Raw genomic sequence first — 20,104 nt, forward strand, 5'->3', positions numbered from 1 at the left:
GAAACTTAATTCACACATTTTGTGCGTCAATGCGCTGGCTACTTATGCGCTTCAGCCCAGGCTGGCGAAATCGCAGCATCAATCCCTAGATCCTGAACCCTACATCTGAAAGCGCTTCCATGACCCACAATCCGCCGTCCGAAGGCCAGCAACTCGACGAAAACTACGCGCAATATTCCGTCATCAACCGCCGGAATTTCCTCTCGGCCGCCGGCTTGGCCGCGTCGGGCAGCGCTCTGCTGGGCGCCAGTAACGCCGAGGCAGCTGCGGTGACTGCCGTTGGGCCACCCGGTGGTGCGCGCGGCGGCATGGCTGTCGTTACCGACAAGGACCGCGAGTACATGCGAGAGGCGATCCGCCTGATGCGCCAGGTGGGTGTGGTCGACAAGACGGGTGGCCCATTCGGTGCCGTTATCGTGCTCAACGGCAAAATCATCGCGGCCAGTGGCAACAGCGTCGTCAAGGACAAGGACCCTACGGCCCATGCTGAGGTCAACGCTATCCGCATGGCCTGCCGTAACGTCGGTTCGGCTAACCTGACCGGCGCGGTGCTGTACACGAGCTGCGAATGCTGCCCCATGTGCTACGCCACAGCCTACTGGGCCCGCATCGACAAGATCTTTTTTGCCGCTGGCTGGCGCGACTACGACGACATCTTCGACGACTCCAACATCGGTCTGGACTTAGCCAAGCCGTACCCGCAGCGCCAGCTCGCGCCTCAGCAAATCCTGCAGCAAGAAGGCCAGGCCGTCTGGCAAGAGTTCCGCAAGCTGCCGGACGGCGCGCGGTATTGATCCCTCACGCCCTTCTCGCCCGACAATGACGCGTTGGTGCGCCCTCTAAGCGAGGGATTAAGCGGCGCTGTTCGACCTGGTAAGAGTTTGGTGATTCAGTTGCTTCAGCGCGAAATGGCCAAGCCGTGCAACGGATGGGCTCATATCGGAAGCCGTCCGCTGCGCGAGGGGAAGCGCGTTCTCGCCCAAAGAGGGGAGCTCGCGGATGAGAAACTCCGCCGCGACCCGGCGAACCATGGGCGACCTATCCGCCATTGCGGCACCTAGCGTCATTGCGAACGACCAATTCGTAGGAATGTCTCGAGACTCAAGGATGGGCTCGAGTTTCCCTTTGCAATACGCCAAGTCGGTCCACCTCCACTTGCGGCCCACAACCCAAGTAGTTCGCCCAAGAAACAACCACCGGAAAGCCCGTGCTCGGGCAGCTGGCTGGGCGGCGCCTTGGGCTACCTCCTGGATCCAGGAATCGAAAATGCCCAAACGGGCAGATTGAGATAGAACGAGTGCTGCTGGACCTACCGTTGCGTTCATGATCTTCGACCGAAGTGCAAGGGCAACAGGTTCGACTGAAGCTATCGTAGCTACAGCGTCTTTATCCGCAGGCTCCAGCCGGCCCCAAGTATTCCAGTGAGCAAGTAGGCTCCAAAGCGCATTGGCGACGTCTTCTGGCGCAGAGTTTGAAGCGAGCTCTGGAAGCACCTCGCGGGCGGCACTCCTTACTTGCGGCACCCAATCGTTCAAGCGCCTAAATGCGAGAGTGAGCAGAAACGCACTCGGTGCGCCGCTAGAAGTGGCTCGCAGTGCCGCTTCTCTCTTGTGGCCATCGTGGCTACAGAGGTCAAGCCACGAAGTAAGCCGACGCGGGCGAACCCAAAACTTCCACGAGGCTTCACTGTTTCCGGGTTCAGCAGACCATAACTCGGCTCTTATCGTGCGTTCCCAGTCGTCCATTCTCCTCAAGGGGATCGACTTGGTTTCAGAGGCAACACGTGCCATCAAGTCCTCAGCTTCGCTCGCACTCACGGCAGCCGAATGGAGCTTTCGGATGGCGGCGGCGAGCGCGGGATGATCGTCAAGGACACTACGCATTAGTTTTGCACCGCCCAATGTTTAGAGCGAGTGGATTGCCGATGGCGAATCCGCTTGGTTGATAGGTTAGGCCAAGTATCCACGCTAAAGCCTGGCGCGTTTGAAATCGTCATGCCTGATTAATGGACAGGTTGGACCTTCTTGCTTGACCAGATTGACCGAGTGTTCGCAATCCACAAGATGGTGATAGGCCTCAGAACTAACAGCGATTGTTTTTCTATTCGTGGCAACAAACCTCCAGCGCCACGTTTTGCGGTGTCTTTGTAGACGTAAAAGGAAGCGAGGCTCATGTTCTCTTCTGTGGAAAGACTAACGCAATGTAACCCGCAACCCCTGCACTTGCCCGTGGTGATCACAGATGAAACCGGAACGGGGAAAGAGCTGGCAGCCAATGCCATTCATGAGCTTTCGCCTCGCGCCAAGCGCCCTTTCTTCTGGGTGAACTGCGCCGCCACTCCTGAGAACCTGATCAATGCTGAGCTCTTTGGTTACGAAGGCGGTTCAATTCCATGCGCTCGTTCGCACGGCAAGCCAGGAGCATTGGCCGGGCTATTCAGGCCACCGGCGGAGACAAAGAGCGCGCGGCCGAAATGCTAGGCATCAGCCGCGCAACGCTCTACAGGAAGATCAAGCGCCAGGTTGGCGCGAACCCTGGTAGATCGAGAGTATTACTAAAATCCTGAGCATGACCACCATGCCGCCGTCCTTTGTGGCTCACTTCCGATCTGATGACTGGGCTCCTGTCGAACGACGGGATGCGTGGTGCGATGTGGCGCACCGCTGGGTGGACTTTCGCCCTGCGGCCGAAGTGCCCCTGCAGGCGGAGTTGAGTATCTTAGCTAGCGAGGCTTGCACGCTGGGCGTCACACGCTCGTCGGCCTACGAGATGCGCACGGGCTCGCACCGGGCGCAGCCCGACGATATGGTGGTGCTCACCCTCATGCAGTCCGGCGGCCTTCTGCCTGATGTATACGGGCGCAAGGGGCCGGGCGCGCTAAGCCTGTGCGATCCGCGCGAGGTGGGCCGCTTTCGCTGGGAACAAGGCGCACGCCAGGTCTTTCTGGCCTTATCACGCAGTGATGTGGCCGCCGCGCTGGGGCAGGCCCCTTTCACACAACTGTTGACGGCCCGCGGTGCGCTGGCTCCGCTGTTGTCCAACCACATGAACCAACTGGCGCTGCTGCTGCGCCAGAGTGGCGAGGCCGACGGTCTGGTGGATGCCACCGAGTACGCGGACCTGCTGGACGCCACGCGCGCCCTGGCCCTGCTCACGCTGCGCAACCTGGGCCGCCACGCCCGCCACAGCCGCAGCGGCAAGCCAGCCGACGAACCCGACGTAACGCCCACCGACACTGAAATTCTGTATGCAGGCCGTCGTGCGGCGGCATTGCGTTTTATGGAACTGCACGCCCACCGCCCCGAACTAAGCGCCGCTGAAATCGCCCACGGTTCGGGCTGCTCGCGCACGCGGTTATACGAGGCCTTTGCAGCCGAGGACGGCACAGTGATGGACGCCCTACGCGAGATGCGCCTGCAACGCGCCCGCAGCTTCATTGAGCAGACTGAGCGCCTGAACGTGGGCGCGCTCGCGTGGCGTTGCGGCTTTGCCAGCCCATCTGGCTTTGCCAAGCTGTTCAAGGCGTGCTTCGGCATCTCGCCTTCGGAATGGCACCGGCGCGCCTGGGCTGCAGGTGCTTGAAAGCAGCTTTGAATGGCCGCTTCCGCTGAGAAAAATAGTCTGAATTATCTGAATAGACGGCGCTGGGCAGGAACACCCAAACCCACGGCCAAAGCCCCCCTTTCGCCGAGTGTGGGCAGGGGTTTGCTATGGGCGTGGCGGGTGGTGACGCCGGTTCACTGCAGCAGCACGGCCAGCTTGTTGACGAGGTCCAGGCTGGTGGGGGTAACGATATCCATCGGCGCCCGCTCAGGGGCATAGTTGAACGCCTGTTTCAGACTCGCGCCCGTGGTGGTGGTGTTCAGCGGTAGCAGCATCAGCGAGGTGGCGTAGTTTTCGTCGATCTTTTGCAGCGCAGTGTCCACCACCGCGCCGTCGCTCATGCGCCGCATCTTGTGCTCTTTGACGGGCAGCCGGAAGGCGTTGTAGGTTGCGTCGGACATTAAGGTGACGTCGTACGCTCCTTTGCGGAAATCGCGCACCGCCGCCGAGTGCGAAGCAGAATAAAGGGTCTCCCCGCCAGTGAAATCTGCAGGCATAGTAAGCAAAAGCGCATTGAACTTGCGCAGGCGCATGGGGTCATTGCCGGACAGCGGGAAGTACACCGAGTAATCCCAGCTCATGTGCTCCAGAAAGGAGTTCTCGCTACCCGTCATGACCGCGCGCATGGCATTGCTGCCCAGCGCTTGGTAATCCGACCACAGGGGCTTCAGGCTCGGCTTCACGGGCACATCCCCATCGAAGGGCCGCACCACCCAACGGGCACCGTAGATCGCCTGGTAGGCACCGAAGTTCTGCACGAACACTAGCGCCGGCGCGTTGCCCTGGTTGAAAATGTAAACCGGGTACCAAGGCGTTTGGAGGGCCTTCATGCTGCTGCTGTAGAGCGCCAGCGGGTCAGCGTTGGGGTTGCTGAAATCCGCCGCCACCACGCCCTCTTTGCCCCTGTGTCCGCCCCGTTCCTGCGACAGCGCTGTCCAGGTGACCAGTTCCGCGCCACCGCTGCCGTCGCTCTTCCAACGCATGGGCAGGTAGCCGCCCGGTGCGGTGGCCCACGTCTTGCCCTTGACGGGGTCAAGCAGAGTGCCAACGACGTAGTCGTAATAGTCCATGTCCTGAAGGCTCTTGTACAACTCGCTCTGCGCTTTAGTGGCGCTGGTACCGCCGAACATGGCCTGTTTGTATCCGGCAAGCACCTCAGGCGTGATGTCCGCACCCTGCCCGATCGCCAGGGCCACCAGGTCGTAGGCACGCGACGAGGCGGTCTGAAAAAACTGGTGGTAGCGCGCGCTCATCTCGGGCGTGACGTTGCTGACCGAGAGGTTGGCCAGAAAGCGCAGGTAGGAGTCGAGCTTGCCGAATTTTTCCACGGCCAGCATCATGTCCATCAACTGGGGGAAGCTGCCAATGGCCTTGTCCATACCCGGAATCTCCAGGTTGGGGCGTAGCTGAGGGATGACGCTGTCGTAAGGCGTGGTCTCAAAGCCGCTAACGTACATCTTGTCGAAGCGCACGAGGTTGCCGTCGACCGCTGCGGCCGAAGCTCCAGCCTGCGGCGCCTGCTGGGGAACCCTGGCACGCTGCTTCAGGTCGTCGAGTTCGGCGATAAGCTGGAGGTAAGCGTTGCCGCCGCTGCCTTGACTGGCTTGCAGGCTCTTCCAATCGCCATCAACGATGATGGGCAGGCTCTCGGCGCGCTGGCGTGCTCGTTCCAGTTCCTCGGCGTCCTTGGCGCTCTTCTTGTCCGCCTGGTATTTCTTCCAGTCGTCATAGGAGGAAAACACCGAGTCCGGCGGGCCCTCCTGCTTTTCTTTCTTGGGGCCCACTGGGGTGGGCAGCTTCACGCCGGGGTCCTTGGGCAGGCCGCCCAGCGGCGGCACCACAGAGCTGCCTTGGTCTTTCAGCATGGTGTAGAGGCTGCTGACCCAGGCAGTGGTGTCTGCCACGCCGGCGGGCCATGACTCAGCAGAGACCTGCACGTTCTGCAGAGCCGAGGCCCAGCCGTTTTGCTTGTAATACTGGAAGGCACCTGTCGCTCCGGCGCCGAAGGCCGCAGTCTGGTATTCGGCCGAGAGGGAAGCACCGTACTGCGCTTCGGTGTTTCCGTCGGCACTGCTGAAGGTGAGCTGGCCCTTGCCAACGCCCTGGTTCATCGAGGTGGTCTGGGAGACGAACGAATCGCCATTGAAGGCGTAGAAATCAGCGATGGCGCTCTCGATCTTGCCGCGCAGCTCGGTCATCTGCAGGATGGATTTCGCCTTGATAGCGGCGTCAGAGCACAGCTCATGCTGGGCCCGGAGGTCGGCAAAGATACTCTCCATGCGCGAGAGCAACTGCATGTTGGCGTAAGGCTCGGCGTCGGCCATCTTGTAACGACTGATGGTAAGACCGGTGATGTGGGATTTGCCACCGCACACGTCGGCGGACGCGCTTTCGGTGACGCTGACGTAGCCGCGCAATTGCTCGTCGGTGAGCTGAGTGCCTATGAGATAGGGGGTGAGGTTTTCACTGCCACTGAACCCGCTGCTCAAGATAGAGACGATGTTGTTGGTGTTGGCCGACACCATCTGCACGCTGATGGATCCATCGGAGTGGGTGTTCTTCCAGGCGTTGGCCTGGTGGTAGGCTGCCGCAGCCTTGAAGCCGGCGTAGGAGCCGGAGGCCGAGCCGTCGATGGTGGCCTGGCTGCTGGCCGAACTGGCGTTCTTGTTGCTGGTAAGCCTCAGCTCGGTCTTTTGCTGCGAGCGCGTGGTGTCCACGTTCAGCAGGTTATCGTCCTTGAGCCGGCCTAGGTCGAAAATGGGGCGCAGGTTGTAGGTAGAAGCGCCGGAGTCGATGCTGGCGCCAACCGACAGCGACTTGATGGTCTCTTGCGTGATGTCGGTACCCCGGCCGGCGGTCTTCAGGAAGCGATCGAAGTCTTCCTCGTCCATGGCCGCGTGCGCGGCCAGAGCGGGGTAACGTGAGGCGTAGGTGGGTTCTGTCTCGTCAGAGCCGCCGCCGCAACTGGCCAGGAGGAGCGTGCAGGCCAGCGCGGACGGCAGCATGGCCAAGCGGGTGGGCAGTAGTCGCGAGGCACCCGCCGAAGGTCGCGCAATGCAGGTTCGTGAAGCAAAGGGCATTTTGAATACTTGTCTGAAAAGTTCTCTGTTGAAGCCCGTGGGCTGCATGGTTTTTCTGGGTGTATCTGCTTTTCTATGGGCTTCAGCGCCTGGCAGTTAAGCGCCGTAAACTGATTCGACCCAAGTTCCGCCACCCCAGCGCCGCCAGCCCGAGCAGGACCGACAGCAGCGCCACACTCCATTCGCCCAGTGTGGGCACGGGCCGCGCGCCCACTGGGGGTGACGGCGCGTCGGTGTAGGTGATGGTGACGAAGCCATTGCCGCCCGCCTCTGCGGGTAGGTCCGGGCCGTCGCCAGTCGAGGCCCGGAAACTCAGCCCCCCATTGCTGCCGGGGGTGCAGGTACCACCGGTGCTGCCGCCACCGCCGCCGCCGGCGTCGGTATCGTCGCTGGATCCACCGCCGCCGCCACCGCCCCAGCCACCGCCGCCACCTGCGCCGCCGCCAACGAGTTGGACGTAGGCGCCATTGCCACCGCTGCCCGTACCTGCGCCTGACCCGCCGTTGCCCACCAGCGCATTGGCCAGTGCGGCGCTACCGCTTGCGCCACCTTGGCCGCTCTGGCCCGACCCGCCCGCATGGCCGCCAGTGCCTGCGATGCCGCCCGCGCCGCCCATGCCCGCGCTGCCGCCCTGGCCGCCTTGACCGTCGTCTGCCGCGTTGTCGCCACCCGCTGTACCATGGCCGCCGCAACCGTGGCCACCCTGGCCCCAACCGCCGGTGTCGGAGACGCTGTTGTCGTTCTAGTACGAGCTGCCCCCGCCGCCGCCCGCCACGACCCAGGTGCCTCCCGCCTGAATGCTGCTGGCACCACCGCCACCTGCGGAGTGGCCGCTATTGCCGCCAGTGCTGGCGCCGCCTCCCCCGCCCACAACGATGGTGAGCGTAGCGCCCGGCGTGACGGCCAGACCATTCGCAGTGACGCTGCCTCCCGCACCGCCCGGCACGCCATCACCGCCTCCACCGCCACCGCCCAGCGCCTGCACATTGATCTGCGTGACGCCTGGCGGCACTGTCCAGGTACCTGAGGCGCTGAAGGATTGTGTGGCCGCCGAAGCCGCCAGAGGCTGTGCAAGCAGGCCCAAAATGGCCAACTGCACTTTCGTCTTTTGCATGTGGATACTCCAGTTTTTTAATAGCCTCCAGCACTTGTCCTGCAATTGCTTGAGGCATCTCTTTTCTTGAATCTGGCTTACGGCAGGTACTTGACCGGCACCGGGTAGCTCAGGTGGTTCTTGATCGCCGCTTCGTCGTTTTCCCGGCTCTGGTTGGGGTTGGCGCCGTTGCACCAGCGGTCGGAGTCAGCGTGTTTCTGTCCCTGCGGGGTGATGACGCTGCACGCGCTCTTGTCCACGATGGCCGCCTTGTTAGATGGGCAGTTGGCCAGCGGGCCGGTACAGGCCGCGAACTTCTCCTTGATGAGCAAGGTGTAGACGTTGTCCTGCGCGTCAGTGAAGCGCACCTTCATGGGGTAAGAGGGCATGGTGCCCACGCGAAAGCCAACGACCTTTCGGCCATCAGGCATAGTGACGTCCTGCTTGTCTTTCTCACAGTTCGGGTCGCCCGCGTCCTGACCCAGCGAGCAAACGCCGTATTTCTTAAGCAGTGGCTTGTTCTCGGGCACTTCGCTGGGTCCGCCCAGCAGCACCTCGAAGCCGTCGGCATAGTTGAAGGCCCGCCCGTTCTCCAGCCCCTGCTCGCCGCCAACGGTAAATACCAGGCCATTACCCAGCTCGCTCATGAACCCCACGGCGTCATCCACCGAGAAGCCATAGGCGCTCATGCCCAGGTCCTCGTGGATCAGCTTGACGTACGGGTTAAAGGTGAGCTTGGGGTTAGCCTGCACGGCAGGCTGCTTGTAGTTGTATTGCAGGTCCTGGATGTACATGCCCTGGATGTAGGCATGATCGCGGCCATGGGCCGTGGTGGTGCTCAGCTTGTTGGCTGCCGCGCCGCAACCTTCGTTGTAGGGCACCCAGCCATAGATGTGCTTGACGGCCTCCCAGTACTTGAATTCCGCCACGTGCTCCGGTGGCGTGCTGCCCTGGCAGGCTCCGCTGGCGTACAGGGCCAGGTACTTCCTGTGGTTCTCTGTGAAGAAATCCTTGATGAGGACCATGTTCGCCTTCATCGCATCGGGGGCCGTGCAATCTTGCGGATACTTCTTGCTTGTGTAGGCAGAAATGTCTTCGCTGCCCCAATCGACACAGGCGCCCCACAAGTCCTGAATGTTCTGCACGGACTGGCCCCATTGCATGTTGCGCTGTTCCTGCGGGGTGCATTGTTTGTCGATGCACTTCATCACGGTGAGCACCGGCGGATTCAGATTGTCCGGCGGCTGCACGGGCACGTCGGGATCCTTGATCAGGAAGCCCCCGCGCTGGGCAAATATGTTGTAGCCACCGGGCAGGCGCAGCTCGCTCATGTTGTAGACCGGCCAGCCCTCGCCCAGGTTGCCCAGGAAGCTGCGCAAGGTGCTGCGAAAGCCGCTGAGCTTTTGCGCCGATCCGCTGTAGCCAATGTAGGGATTTCCCCGCACGCCGATGGCCACAGGCATGTAGACATGATCGACGTAGGAGATGTTGTAGCCCACGTTCTCGGGTTTGAGTAGCCGCACGGACTGCCCACTGGGGATGTAGGCGTCGCCGAAGGTGTATTCGGACAACTGGGCGAAGGCATCTTCGGGGAACTGCACTTTGCTGGAATAGGTACTCAGATTGCAGGTGGTACCTTCGCCTTTGCAATTTACGCCACCCGGCGTGGCCATGGCCTTGTCTTCTTCATTGCGTAGGCGTTGGGTGCGGTCAGCCAACAGAACGCGCCCGCCATTCCACCAGGTGGCGTATTGCTTGGGCCCCAGTTCGCTGTACAGCGGCAGCGTAATGGTGACCTCCGAGTTTGGCGGGATGCCCTGTCCGTCGTTGACGTAGAGTTTGTAGACCGATTCGGTGGGCAGCGGCTCGACCGTGCGCAAACACCCCTGCACCCATTCGTTGACCGCGTTAGTGCTGGTGGCCAGCACAGGGTAGATCTGGCCTTCGGAGTTGTTGCGGATGGTGATGGTCTTGGGCTGGACCAGCACGTCGTTATTGTCATAGTCCTTGCAGACGATGGGTTTGTTGGCCATGGGGGCGCCTCCAAGCCCGCCACCGCTTGCTGACTCGGAAGTGCCATTACCGCCACAGGCTACCAAGCTAGCGGTGAGAGCCAGAGCAACGACGGCGGGCACTGGGTGCGGGGTATGGCCGGGTGGAGGAGATGTGCGCATTTGAAAGAATCCTTGTAGATATCGGATTTGGGTTGGTTTGAGGGAAGGGAGCGCCTCGCACACGGTCGAGGCACTGGTACCGCCCGTCTTCGGCGTCGGCGTCGGCCTCGGACGGTGTACGGACATGAATCAGGTAGCGAACAATTCGTCCAACCAGTCCATGGAGATGGCAGCCGAATACGCCAGGTTGCCGGTCTGGCAATGGCCCTCAGCACCCTCCTCGGCCGAGAAGACGTGGCGCCGAACCGGGCCGCCGACCGTACGCAGGAAACGCTCGCACTGGGCCAGGGGCTCGGCACCCTCGCCAGCGCCGACCAGGGCCAGTGAAGGACAGCGGATACCGCGCAGCCCATCGTCATCCACGCGGAACTCGCGCAGGCGCAGGTAGGCCTGTTTGAAGCTGCGCTGCCCCATGCGTACGATCAGATTACGCATCATCTCGCGTGTCTGCGGGGGAACGGCGCTGTCAGGTATGTGGTCGATATCCTCCAGCCGAACATCCTCAGCATCTGGCATAAGGGCTGGATCGAACCCCACGAACGAGGCCATGTAGGCATGCAGATCGACGATAGGCGAGTTGGCGATGAGGGCGCGCACTCGTGGCTCGTGCGAGGCGATACGGGTAGCGAAGTAGCCACCGAAGCTGATGCCCATGAGCGCCACACGGCGCGGGTCGGTCTCGCGACGCGCCAGCACGTAGTCCAGCGCGAGGCGGCCCACGTGCTCGTATTCAGGAATGAAGGCCATGCCGGGGTTGGTACGCAGCGCGTCCATCTGCCCTGGGCCAGTGAACAGCAGCAAGTGGTAGCCACGCTCCAGCGCAGCAAGGCCGTAGGAAAGCCATGTTTCCTCCAGCGTGCCGTCGTAGCCGCTGATGAGCAGCAGTGTCTTGCCAGGACGGCCGCGCTTGGCGCCAGATTGACTGGGTGCGCGCACATAGTATGCGGGCAGCGATGAGCCACCAAAGCGCAGGAAGACCTCCTCCACATCCTGCCCACGCACGGCGGCCAGAAAGCATTCGCGGCTCTTGCGGCCCAGGCGTGCGTGCTCGGGGTTCAAAACACCGCAGTAGTACTCGGCAGCGCGGTAGCTGTTGCACGCCACCAGGTACTGCTCGCGTGCGCTGACGGCGTGGCCCCGCAACGCGCGAACCCGTGCGTCAGCCTCCTGGCGCTGGGCAGCCTTGGTGAACTCTGCCACCCAACTGGCCGGAATGCCATTTTGTATGCGCTGCGCCAGCGCCAAGCATTCGCCCACCGACGCGCCACCATAGCGCGCCGAGCCCAACTGGCGGATCAGTTGGTAGTCCATCTCCGCGCTGGCAAAGCCAGCCACACGGGTGTTGCCGCGCTCCATTCGGGCGGCGGGCCTGGGCTGCGCCTGCGCAGGCAGGGCCAGACTGGCGACTGCAGCGGCCATGAAATGGCGGCGCGGCTGATGGGTGTGCAGATCTAGCATAGAAGGCTCAGGTTTTCTCTGTTTTTTGATAGTTGAATACGACAGACTGACAAGCGCTGGAGACTGAAATTTCCTTGAGCTCCACGGTGCGCAACGGGACATCTGCAAAGTCTAGGGACGGAGGCAGAGGCCCTGCGCATGAGATTGAGCACAGGCGTCCCAGATTGAGCACACGCGTCCCGCGCGCCCGGTCATCACTAGAATTCGGTGCATGTCGCACCCTTTGCCTCAGTCCCTGCTGACTCACCTGCGCACCGACGCTTGGGAACCATCCGTGCGCAGGGATGCCTGGAAGGAGATCGCTCATCCCTGGGTCGGTTACGAACCCATGCCCGGCGTGCCACTGGAGGCTGAGATGGACATCCTTCGGGGCAGCACTTGCGCCACCGGCTCCATGCGCTCTTCGGCCTACGACATGCGCACCGGCCCGCGCTGGCAGCGCCCCGAGGACATGGTGGTGATCTCGCTCATTCAGTCTGGCGAAATGCTGCCTGGCCTGGACGCACCCAGAGCCGCGGGCGGCATGGGCTTGTGCGCCACCCGGCGAGCGGGGCACTTTCGCTGGACCCAGGGCACCCGCTACGCCTTCATCGCCCTGCGGCACTGCGATGTGCAGGCCGCGTTGGGCCGCGAGCCTCCAGCCTCCCAGTCCATCAGCACCGCCCGCTGCGCGCTGGCGCCCGTACTGGCGTCCCACATGAATCACCTGACTCCGCTGCTGCGCCAGCGCGCCCAGGTGAACGACGCGGAGTACGCTGACCTGCTGGATGCCACGCGCGCTCTGGCCCTGCTCATGCTGCGCAACCTGGGCCGCCAGGGCGAAAGCTCGGATCTGCCTGACACCACCGAAAGCCTGCACTCGGGCCGCCGTGCGGCGGCGTTGCGTTTTATGGAACTGCATGCCCACCGCCCCGAACTAAGCGCCGCTGAAATCGCCCACGGTGCGGGCTGTTCGCGCACGCGGTTGTACGAGGCTTTTGCAGCCAGGAACGGCACGGTGATGGACGCGCTGCGCGAGATGCGCCTGCAACGCGCCCGAAACCTCATCGAGCAAAGCCAGCGTCTGAATGTGGGGGCAATAGCGTGGCGCTGCGGCTTTGCAAGCCCATCGGGTTTCAGCAAGCTGTTCCGGCTGCGCTTTGGGCTGACACCCACTGAATGGCATCTGCACGCGCAGACCAACACAACGGGCTGAGTAGCCGCAGATTTTTGCTACGGCAGCCCGTGATGCCCAGCCGCCTAATCGTTGCCCTGCGCGTCCCATGTTCGGCTCTTCGTCTGTACCCTGGGCGGCAAACTGCTCCAAATTGTCGGGAAATATTCCTTCAATCTAGAATGGATCGACCAGAGAAAATAGTTTTCTTAAGTAGTTAATAAAGACCGGCCTGTACCCGTCGATTGCTGCATAAAGCTTACCTAGGACACTAGATTGCGCCTATCCACAGATGTGTAGGGTTGACACTCCATATCCCCGCAGGGTGAAGAAATAAAGGACAACTGATTTGCTGGATTCAGCCGTTCAAGAAGATATTCACAGCTTGTGGGATGAACTAACGGACTTCGATGCAGGCCAGACCGATGCGGCCGCAAGACATCTGCAGGAGCGCCTGTGCCGCATGGTGGGGGCGTGGAATTCGACCTGGGGTGGTGCTACCCGCCTCGACCCTGGCCCGGACAACGATGACCCTCTGCAAGGCTGGCGCGTGGCCGTCACCCGGCTGCTCTACCCCTTCGAGGCACCCGCCGAAGACGGGCCATTCCAGGAACTGCAGAAGCGCTGGAACAACCGCGAGATGGATGTTTCCTTCTTGCAGCCCATGCAAGGCATCGGCCAATTCCGCACCTACGGGCACAGGCGCGACCTGCCGCCGGAGTGGTTCGACGGACCGGTGTACCAGATGTTCAGTGCGCGCTACGGCATCGTGGATTCACTATGGGTGGGTTTTCCGATCAACAGCGATGCGGAATCGCATTTCGGCTTCTATTCTCATAAGGTCTTTACTGACAAGGACTGCGAACTGCTGGCCTACGCGCTGCGCGGCATCAAGTGGTTTCACCGCCAACTCATGCTCACCAGCGGGCCGTTGGTAGCGAAGTCGCCATTAACGCCAACCGAACGCAAGGTGCTCAGGCTGCTGCTGACCAAGGCATCGGAGCGTGTCATCGCGGATCAGCTTGGCCTGGCTGTCTCTACCACGCACCAGCACATCGTTGCCGTGTTCCGAAAATTCGCAGTGCGCAGCCGTGCTGAATTGATGAGCTTGTGGCTGGGCAGCAAGAGTTGATAGCCAACACGACCTGCTTGCGAAACACAGCAGGACATAAAGCGAAAGTGGCTTTAGTTTCGAAGGCGTTTTCGCCACGGGACGAAGCCACCCAGAAGCCCTGACAGCAGTAGCCAGCCCCATGTGCCCAGCGTGGGGATGGCCGTTGGGCTGGCGCCGCCTCCACCGCCCCCGACATCGCCACCCGGTCCGGTTACCGTCAGGGTGAACACCGCGCTGGCGGTGCCGTCCTTGTCGGAGGCAGATAGCAGCAGCGGGTAGATGCCGGGTGTACCGGGTGTGCCGGTGAGCAGGCCAGTGGCGGAGTCGAACCCCAGACCTGGCGGCAGCGTGCCCAACAACGCGTACGACTGCAGGGAATCGCCGTCGGTGGCCGTCACGTACTGCGCCAGCGCGTGGCTGAAGGGCTGGTTCACCAGCGCGCTGGCGCTGCCGGACGCCACGGCGGGCGGCGTCGGCGCGTCGGAGCCACCGCCCTGTATCTGCACTGCCACGCAGCGCGAGAACTCCGAACTGGCCGCGAATCCATTCACACCGATCCAAGTGGCTGTCAGCGCCACATGGGTGTAGCCGGTTGGTAAGGCGGAAAAGCTTAACGCGCCGGCCCAACCGCCGCTCGCGAAGGTCTGTATGTTGGCCGCACCCAGGAAGGCCTGGCCCTCGCCATAGCCGCTGACGTTGCAGGCAGTGCTAGCGAAAGCTTCCACGCGGAAGTTGGCACTGGGTCGCAGGCTGTCCATCAGCGTGGTGTGGATCTGCGTGCCGGCAGCGCTGCCGGTGGCGCTGGCGATCATGGGCAACTCTTCAGCCCAAATGGGCTGGGGTTGCGCGGGGTCAGCGCCCACGACAAGGGGGTTGCCAGGGTCGATCAGTTCAATGCCCAGCGCACCGTTGCTGTAGATGCTGTTGCCACGCCAGTTGTTCCCCTGGGGGTTCCTGACCTGCAGAAGGTTGTGCTCCACGCGGATACCGTTGCCGCCCCAGTGGGCGATGGCATTACCCTCGCCAGCGCTGGTGCCGCCCACGCGGTTGTTCCAGGGGAAGGATTTGTTGATGTTCATCCAGTTGCGGATGAGCACACCGTGGCCGCTCCCACCGATGGAAGCACTGCCGTCGGCGCCCACGCCGATGCGGTTCGACCGGATTTCGTTCGCGTCACTCTCGTTCACGATGTCAATACCTGTCTCGCGAGCGCCAATCACGTTGCTGCGGATGGAAACGCTGTTGCTGCCCATCACCTGGATACCGATGGGCGCACCGCCGCGCAACTGGTTGCCACTGCGATCCGTTCCAATGAGGTTGTCGTGGATGGAGGTGCCCAGCACCTTGTCGGTAGCGAGAATGCTTATGCCGCCATCGCTGGCCACAATCAGGTTGCGTCCAGCGGGCGTGCCATTGCCCACCGAGGTGCCCTGGGCACGGTTGGCGACGCCTACCCCGCGCCCGTTGGCCAGCAAGCCCGCCACATCGTCCGCCGAGCCACTGCCATCTGTGCCGATGAAATTGCCAAGGACTTGCACGCTATACACGTCGTTCAACTGCTGGGAAGTAACCCACACGCCCGTGTTGCCGAACCGAGTAACAGCCAGCCCGCGCACCACTGAACCAGACGTGCCGCGCACCAGTTGCAGGCCAACCGCGTTGGCCCCGGCGTTCGCGCCATCAATCCGCACCGTGATGACCGCGTTGGTCCCCGTAGCCGCGCTATTGGGCGTTCCGCCGTTGGTGTAGCCGTCGATGGTGACCGGGTAGGTGATGAACGGCAGCGGTGTGGCCGGGCTGATGATGGTGGGCACGCCGCCGAAGTCGAACGCAATAGTGTCGCCCGGCTGCGCGTGGTCGATGGCCGCGCGCAGCGTACAAGTGGAACTACCCGTGTTGCAGTGCACCGCACCACCCAGCGGCGCGTCACCCGCGTCAGTCACGGTGACCGTAGCAGCCCCTGCAGCGACAGGCAGCCATATGCAGGCCAGGGATAGTGACAACGGGAAGCGGGGCATGGCTTGGAAGTCCGGGGTGAGAACCACCGGGTATTTTTCGGAATTCGCTGCGACTTGTATTGGCTGTACACGCCATGCAATTGGCTCCATGTGACATAGCCCTGCCTATACGCGGCACTCTGGAAGTGGCATTTTTTAATATCAGTCACTGATCCAATTTATTCTCATGAGGTGGTTACAAAAAAACTAGCACACTCTGTATTTCTCGGGAAACCTCATAACCGGTACCACTGAATATTCGTGATTAACTATTGACTTAAATTCAAGCAGCGCCGCCGTTGGCTGTCTCCATACCCGATTCTGAATCCGGCGACAGTAGGCGGGTACGGCAGCGTGTGCATGTAGCAACGTAATCTGGAACTAGTCGAATGAGCAAGCTTTCTGTGGTCAACCCACCTGCGACCCTTGGCCGGCCCAGGTGACCAGATCTTGCAGCAAGGCTTGCGAGATATCTCATCATTCAGGTCGAGCAGCTTATATGGATCACGGAAAACCCGAATGAACAAGCCGCACAGCGCGGAATTGCGGGCGGTACCGTCAATGGAGTTACTGGTGTAGCCGGCCTGCTCGTGGCCCTTATCTTGAGGATTCACCGCGGGAATACCTTTGGATTCAGTAGAACTTCGTGGAAGTGGATCCTTTTCGGGATAGGAATAGGCTTTATCGCGTTTGCCGCAAGTTTCGCGATTGAAGCGGTCTATTTCACTTCATCAACGAACCCACCACCCAAGGCGATTTTCAAGCAGCCGCCCAGGCCGATGGAGTTACTCTTGCCGTGCTCCTGTTCACGGGCTCCATCCTTACGCCCATCGGTGAAGCGGCTCCCTTCCGCGGCGTCATTGCCAATGCTTTAAGCCGTTATGGAGCCTGAACTGGGGTGGTAGTCCGCTCGCTGATCTTCCCGAGTGCACACGACCCATGCATTATTTTCCTGCTCGCGTCCATGGTGGAGGTGCTCGCAAGGTGGCTGCTGCACAAGACCCGACGCAACTGGCCGTGCATGGCTCTGCACGTGACCTACAACGGCCTTCACCTTCTACTACGTCATCCAGTGAGCCACGAGCACCGAGGCAGAGTGTTGCCCTGGCGGGAGGGAACGAGGCTGTTGTATGGCTATCCGCGCCATGATGCCAAGCCACCTTTTAAAGAAACCGATCGACGTTTCCAAGTAACGAATTCTTGAAAACCCATTAAACCTTTGGTATTTATTAATTTTCTTTGATTAATTTCAATAACCCATGTGGCATTGAGTTAAATATCTCAAAGAAAGCTCGACAAATTTGGCGTTCCGCAGTAATTTCACGCCAAGCCACTTGCCCAGACAAAGTAGTTATAGATACTCTCGCTGAATCTTCAGTACGGGAAACTTCCTTATTCAGCTCTGGGAATTCACGAATGAAGCCGCAAGACGAAGGAGAGCTCAGCGGGAGAGGCTCCTTCATTGCGTAAAGGTTCTTATCAATAAGTGGCAACCGGTCCTGAAGCTTTCGCATTGGGGCCACAACTGAACGAGGAAGACACGATGCGTAAATTACTCTCTGCCTTAGGAGTGGCGTTCGCCATTGCCGCGCCGAGCTTGTCCATGGCAGCCACGGTGACAGGCTATATGCGCTACACCTTTACCCAAGCCTACGCGGTTGAGTCGACCAACCTTCAACATCCCGATTCCACGCCTTACAGCGACCTGCCGGTGACGCTGATTTGCGTAGACCATTCGACACAGGCCCCCTTCGACCAGACAACCACCTTCCTCACGGAAGCAGGTGGCACTGCGCTCAAAGGTGGCTCGGGCAACGCTGGCGTCGCCGCAGTCCATTGGCTGCTGGATAACTACTATCTCACCTATTTCAAGAACGGAACAGGGCCGCAGCAACGAGCCATTCAATATGCGCTCTGGGAGATCGGAAACGACTACAACGGCACTGTCGGCAGCATCAATGACAACGCAGGTGCCTCACGTCCAGCCAGCGGCAACGATGTCGTTTATCCGCCGACTCATGCAGACTACCCTGCATTCGTCACTGCCTACCAAACTCTGTACCAGGCCATGACGACTGCATTTGCCACCCTTCCCTCGACATACCGCGCCACTACGTTAACCGTGGATCTTTTCAACAATCAGGATCCGGCAAAGCAAAGCATGGCGGCCATCATTGAGCGGGCACCACCCAATGTGGTTCCCACAGCGGTTCCGACGATCACGGGCACCACCCAGGTGGGATCCACAGTGACCGGCACCTATACCTATGCCGACAGCAATTCTGATATTGAAAACCCTAGCGGCACCCTCTACCGCTTTGTCACCAGCACCAATTCAACCATTACTGGTTCCGGAGATGGCACCGTGGTGGCGACTGGCTCTACAGGTGGTGCTGCCAGCAGTGTCAACTACACATTGCAAGCAGCCGATCTGAACAGGTACGTCTACTACTGCGTGACACCTGCTGCGCAGACGGGTGCGTCCCCAGGGCTGGAGGCATGTACCCTGGCTTCCGGGCCTGTCACTAATGCTCCTCCTCCCAATGTGGTTCCTACGGCAGTTCCGACTATCACAGGGACCACGCAAGTAGGATCCACCGTGACCGGCACCTATACCTATGCCGACAGCAACTCTGATATTGAGAACCCCAGCGGCACCATCTATCACTTTGTCACCAGCACAAGCTCAACAATCACTGGCTCCGGCGGTGGCACGGTGGTGGCAACTGGCTCTACAGGTGGCGCTGCCGGCAGTGTCCCCTACACATTGCAGCCAGCGGATCTGAACAAGTACGTCTATTACTGCGTGACGCCTGCTGCGCAGACCGGTGCCTCCCCAGGCTTGGAAGTGTGTACGCTTGCATCAGGCCCTGTGACCAGCGCTGCTGTTCCACAGACACTCACGCCAACACCCGTGCCAAGTCTGGGCCAGTGGGCGCTGATGGCGTTGATGTCCCTGCTTGCTTTGTTCGGCATGTCGAGAGTTCGCCAACGCAATATCTAATTTAAGCAAACCGCCTTCGGGCGGTTTTTTATTTTGGGGGGCTCACTGCTAGCAGCTTTCTGGTCAAATCCTTTTTCACCAGACATGCCCGCATATGGACTCCCTTCATGACCTTGGTTCCCGTATTTGCATATTGGGGCCTTCGAACAGCGGCAAGTCCACACTAGCGGAGGCCATCGCACGCAAGCGTGGGCTTCCGGCTATTCACCTCGATCAACTATTCCATCAGCCCCACACAGATTGGCAGCCCCGGCCCCAAGCGGAGTTCATTCGCCTGCACGACCAGGCGATAGAGCAGCACCAGTGGGTCATGGAGGGCAATTACACGCGCACCCTTGACCAACGGCTGGAGCGAGCCACAGGCTTCATCTTGCTGGAGGTGTCGACGGCCATCAGCCTCTTTCGCTACTTTCGTAGAACCTGGTTCGAACATCACCGGCCCGGAGCACTGGAGGGCGGCAAGGATTCAATCAAGTGGGGAATGCTTCGTCATATAGCCATCGTCACCCCAGGCAACCGGCTGCGTTATGCAGAGCTGTACGAGAAGGCCCGCCTGCCCAAAGTGAAACTCGCAACCACAGGTGAACTCAACCGCTTCTACCAGGCTGAGCAGCTCGGTGCTTATACGCGAGCCTAGGAATACACCACCAGCCGCAGATCAGGATCTGAGCCGATGGAAAAAGACGTGTGATGCATCAGCAGATCGCCCTCGCCTTTGATGCGGAAACGCTTGTCACCTTCACTTAGATCCAGAACATCTTGCCGGCCCCACCATTGCAAAAAGTGTGGGCTGATGCTGCGCAGCTCTTCTACCAGCCGGTGGTTGGCTGGGTCAGACTCGCCGCCTCCGCGGGCATAGGCGACACGGAACTTGGCCAGCACCCGTTGCGCATCCTGTTCCCAGTTGACGAACAGGTGTCGGTAGGAAGGATCAGCGAAGACGAGCCACACGAGATTACGCTCCTGGCCATTGCGATTGGCGAAATCTCCAAAGAGGTCGGACGTCGGTTGATTCCAGGCCAAGATGTCCCAATGGCGGTCAATGATGTAGGCAGGGGTACCGATCACATCCAGCACGCGCTGCAGCTGAGGTGATACGGTGGCCTGCTCTGCGGGAACTTCGAATATGGGCTGCTGTGCCAGCGCGAACAAGTGGTTGCGTTCGCTGGTATTCAGCTTCAATGCTCCCGCCAGACGGTTAAGGGCACCTCGCGAAAAGTTGATATCGCGCCCCTGTTCCAACCACGTATACCAAGTCAAGCCCACTCCAGCCAAGTGGCACAGCTCTTCCCTTCTTAGGCCTGGTGTGCGCCGCCGTGCACCGATAGACATGCCTACATCCAGTGGAGAAATCTCAGCCCTGCGTGCGCGAAGGAACACCGCCAGATCCTTACGCGCTTCGGTTCTGTCCTGCAAGGCCATGCTTAG

The 20,104-nt window shown here is 60.8% G+C and carries 16 protein-coding genes and 1 pseudogene; 9 read left to right on the forward strand and 8 right to left on the reverse strand.

Annotated elements, in window-relative coordinates; translation table 11 throughout:
- Positions 1–119 precede the first annotated feature (119 nt).
- A complete protein-coding gene (locus G518_RS33600) occupies positions 120–794 on the forward strand; it encodes a nucleoside deaminase (RefSeq protein ID WP_036593208.1) in 675 nt (224 codons plus the stop codon).
- A 1,173-nt stretch (positions 795–1,967) separates the two neighbouring features.
- On the opposite strand, the pseudogene G518_RS39085 reads toward G518_RS33600, so the two are convergent.
- Positions 1,968–2,120, reverse strand: a pseudogene (locus G518_RS39085) (DUF1508 domain-containing protein); the annotation flags it as partial.
- Between the two features lie 51 nt (positions 2,121–2,171).
- Between G518_RS39085 and G518_RS41265 the strand changes: the two are divergent.
- Genes G518_RS41265 through G518_RS38220 form a run of 3 tightly spaced genes read left to right on the forward strand, consistent with a single transcriptional unit; the run spans position 2,172 to position 3,582 of the window.
- Positions 2,172–2,480, forward strand: coding sequence for a sigma 54-interacting transcriptional regulator (locus G518_RS41265; RefSeq protein WP_084651348.1), 309 nt, complete (start codon positions 2,172–2,174; stop codon positions 2,478–2,480).
- The gene (locus G518_RS41495) at positions 2,435–2,566 is read left to right on the forward strand and encodes a helix-turn-helix domain-containing protein (protein ID WP_425414276.1); all 132 of its coding nucleotides are present in this window, start codon (positions 2,435–2,437) and stop codon (positions 2,564–2,566) included. Before G518_RS41265 ends, G518_RS41495 begins: the two co-directional genes overlap by 46 nt.
- Before the next feature lie 2 nt (positions 2,567–2,568).
- Complete coding sequence (locus G518_RS38220) at positions 2,569–3,582, forward strand: helix-turn-helix transcriptional regulator (protein ID WP_028601177.1); 1,014 nt, start codon at positions 2,569–2,571, stop codon at positions 3,580–3,582.
- A 155-nt stretch (positions 3,583–3,737) separates the two neighbouring features.
- Here the strand turns inward: G518_RS38220 and G518_RS0102535 are convergent, their stop codons facing one another.
- From G518_RS0102535 to G518_RS0102550, 5 genes are all read right to left on the reverse strand, one after another.
- The gene (locus tag G518_RS0102535) at positions 3,738–6,683 is read right to left on the reverse strand and encodes a hypothetical protein (RefSeq protein ID WP_156909246.1); all 2,946 of its coding nucleotides are present in this window, start codon (positions 6,681–6,683) and stop codon (positions 3,738–3,740) included.
- Positions 6,684–6,765: 82 nt separating this feature from the next.
- Positions 6,766–7,299 carry an IPTL-CTERM sorting domain-containing protein gene (locus G518_RS41270; RefSeq protein WP_051235883.1) on the reverse strand — a complete coding sequence of 178 codons (534 nt, stop codon included), beginning with the start codon at positions 7,297–7,299 and terminating at the stop codon, positions 6,766–6,768.
- 126 nt (positions 7,300–7,425) lie between these two features.
- Entirely contained in the window at positions 7,426–7,797 is a 372-nt protein-coding gene (locus tag G518_RS39805) for a glycine-rich domain-containing protein (RefSeq protein WP_051235885.1), read from the reverse strand.
- Between the two features lie 77 nt (positions 7,798–7,874).
- Positions 7,875–9,950, reverse strand: a complete 2,076-nt coding sequence (locus G518_RS0102545; RefSeq protein WP_051235887.1) for a hypothetical protein — start codon at positions 9,948–9,950, stop codon at positions 7,875–7,877.
- Positions 9,951–10,079: 129 nt separating this feature from the next.
- Positions 10,080–11,408 carry an alpha/beta hydrolase family protein gene (locus G518_RS0102550; RefSeq protein WP_245597875.1) on the reverse strand — a complete coding sequence of 443 codons (1,329 nt, stop codon included), beginning with the start codon at positions 11,406–11,408 and terminating at the stop codon, positions 10,080–10,082.
- Between the two features lie 211 nt (positions 11,409–11,619).
- Here G518_RS0102550 and G518_RS0102555 point away from each other — a divergent pair, with 211 nt between their 5' ends.
- Both G518_RS0102555 and G518_RS40890 read left to right on the forward strand, forming a co-directional pair.
- A complete protein-coding gene (locus tag G518_RS0102555; protein ID WP_028601181.1) occupies positions 11,620–12,603 on the forward strand; it encodes a helix-turn-helix transcriptional regulator in 984 nt (327 codons plus the stop codon).
- A gap of 307 nt (positions 12,604–12,910) precedes the next feature.
- Positions 12,911–13,693 (forward strand): response regulator transcription factor, encoded by a 783-nt coding sequence (locus G518_RS40890; protein ID WP_028601182.1) that lies wholly within the window; start codon positions 12,911–12,913, stop codon positions 13,691–13,693.
- A 53-nt stretch (positions 13,694–13,746) separates the two neighbouring features.
- On the opposite strand, the gene G518_RS0102565 is transcribed toward G518_RS40890, so the two are convergent.
- The gene (locus tag G518_RS0102565) at positions 13,747–15,693 is read right to left on the reverse strand and encodes a putative Ig domain-containing protein (RefSeq protein WP_156909247.1); all 1,947 of its coding nucleotides are present in this window, start codon (positions 15,691–15,693) and stop codon (positions 13,747–13,749) included.
- 877 nt (positions 15,694–16,570) lie between these two features.
- On the opposite strand from G518_RS0102565, the gene G518_RS41500 reads away from it, so the two are divergent.
- The 3 genes from G518_RS41500 (at position 16,571) to G518_RS0102575 (ending at position 19,313) form a co-directional block, all read left to right on the forward strand.
- Positions 16,571–16,876 carry a CPBP family glutamic-type intramembrane protease gene (locus tag G518_RS41500; RefSeq protein WP_084651352.1) on the forward strand — a complete coding sequence of 102 codons (306 nt, stop codon included), beginning with the start codon at positions 16,571–16,573 and terminating at the stop codon, positions 16,874–16,876.
- A 339-nt stretch (positions 16,877–17,215) separates the two neighbouring features.
- Positions 17,216–18,676, forward strand: a complete 1,461-nt coding sequence (locus G518_RS0102570; RefSeq protein ID WP_028601184.1) for an IPTL-CTERM sorting domain-containing protein — start codon at positions 17,216–17,218, stop codon at positions 18,674–18,676.
- 94 nt (positions 18,677–18,770) lie between these two features.
- Positions 18,771–19,313, forward strand: a complete 543-nt coding sequence (locus tag G518_RS0102575) for a P-loop NTPase family protein (RefSeq protein ID WP_028601185.1) — start codon at positions 18,771–18,773, stop codon at positions 19,311–19,313.
- Here G518_RS0102575 and G518_RS0102580 read toward each other — a convergent pair.
- A complete protein-coding gene (locus G518_RS0102580) occupies positions 19,310–20,098 on the reverse strand; it encodes a helix-turn-helix transcriptional regulator (protein WP_028601186.1) in 789 nt (262 codons plus the stop codon). The genes G518_RS0102575 and G518_RS0102580 overlap by 4 nt on opposite strands.
- Between the last annotated feature and the right edge of the window lie 6 nt (positions 20,099–20,104).

Source organism: Ottowia thiooxydans DSM 14619, from assembly GCF_000422885.1.
Taxonomy (GTDB): Bacteria; Pseudomonadota; Gammaproteobacteria; order Burkholderiales; family Burkholderiaceae_C; genus Ottowia; species Ottowia thiooxydans.

Bases quoted from the DNA above. Each gene is read 5' to 3' on its own strand.
- G518_RS33600 (WP_036593208.1), top strand. From the start codon at position 120: ATGACCCACAATCCGCCGTCCGAAGGCCAGCAACTCGACGAAAACTAC.
- G518_RS41265 (WP_084651348.1), top strand. From the start codon at position 2,172: ATGTTCTCTTCTGTGGAAAGACTAACGCAATGTAACCCGCAACCCCTG.
- G518_RS38220 (WP_028601177.1), top strand. From the start codon at position 2,569: ATGACCACCATGCCGCCGTCCTTTGTGGCTCACTTCCGATCTGATGAC.
- G518_RS0102535 (WP_156909246.1), bottom strand. From the start codon at position 6,683: ATGCCCTTTGCTTCACGAACCTGCATTGCGCGACCTTCGGCGGGTGCC.
- G518_RS41270 (WP_051235883.1), bottom strand. From the start codon at position 7,299: ATGGGCGGCGCGGGCGGCATCGCAGGCACTGGCGGCCATGCGGGCGGG.
- G518_RS39805 (WP_051235885.1), bottom strand. From the start codon at position 7,797: ATGCAAAAGACGAAAGTGCAGTTGGCCATTTTGGGCCTGCTTGCACAG.
- G518_RS0102545 (WP_051235887.1), bottom strand. From the start codon at position 9,950: ATGCGCACATCTCCTCCACCCGGCCATACCCCGCACCCAGTGCCCGCC.
- G518_RS0102550 (WP_245597875.1), bottom strand. From the start codon at position 11,408: ATGCTAGATCTGCACACCCATCAGCCGCGCCGCCATTTCATGGCCGCT.
- G518_RS0102555 (WP_028601181.1), top strand. From the start codon at position 11,620: ATGTCGCACCCTTTGCCTCAGTCCCTGCTGACTCACCTGCGCACCGAC.
- G518_RS0102565 (WP_156909247.1), bottom strand. From the start codon at position 15,693: ATGCCCCGCTTCCCGTTGTCACTATCCCTGGCCTGCATATGGCTGCCT.
- G518_RS0102570 (WP_028601184.1), top strand. From the start codon at position 17,216: ATGCGTAAATTACTCTCTGCCTTAGGAGTGGCGTTCGCCATTGCCGCG.
- G518_RS0102575 (WP_028601185.1), top strand. From the start codon at position 18,771: ATGGACTCCCTTCATGACCTTGGTTCCCGTATTTGCATATTGGGGCCT.
- G518_RS0102580 (WP_028601186.1), bottom strand. From the start codon at position 20,098: ATGGCCTTGCAGGACAGAACCGAAGCGCGTAAGGATCTGGCGGTGTTC.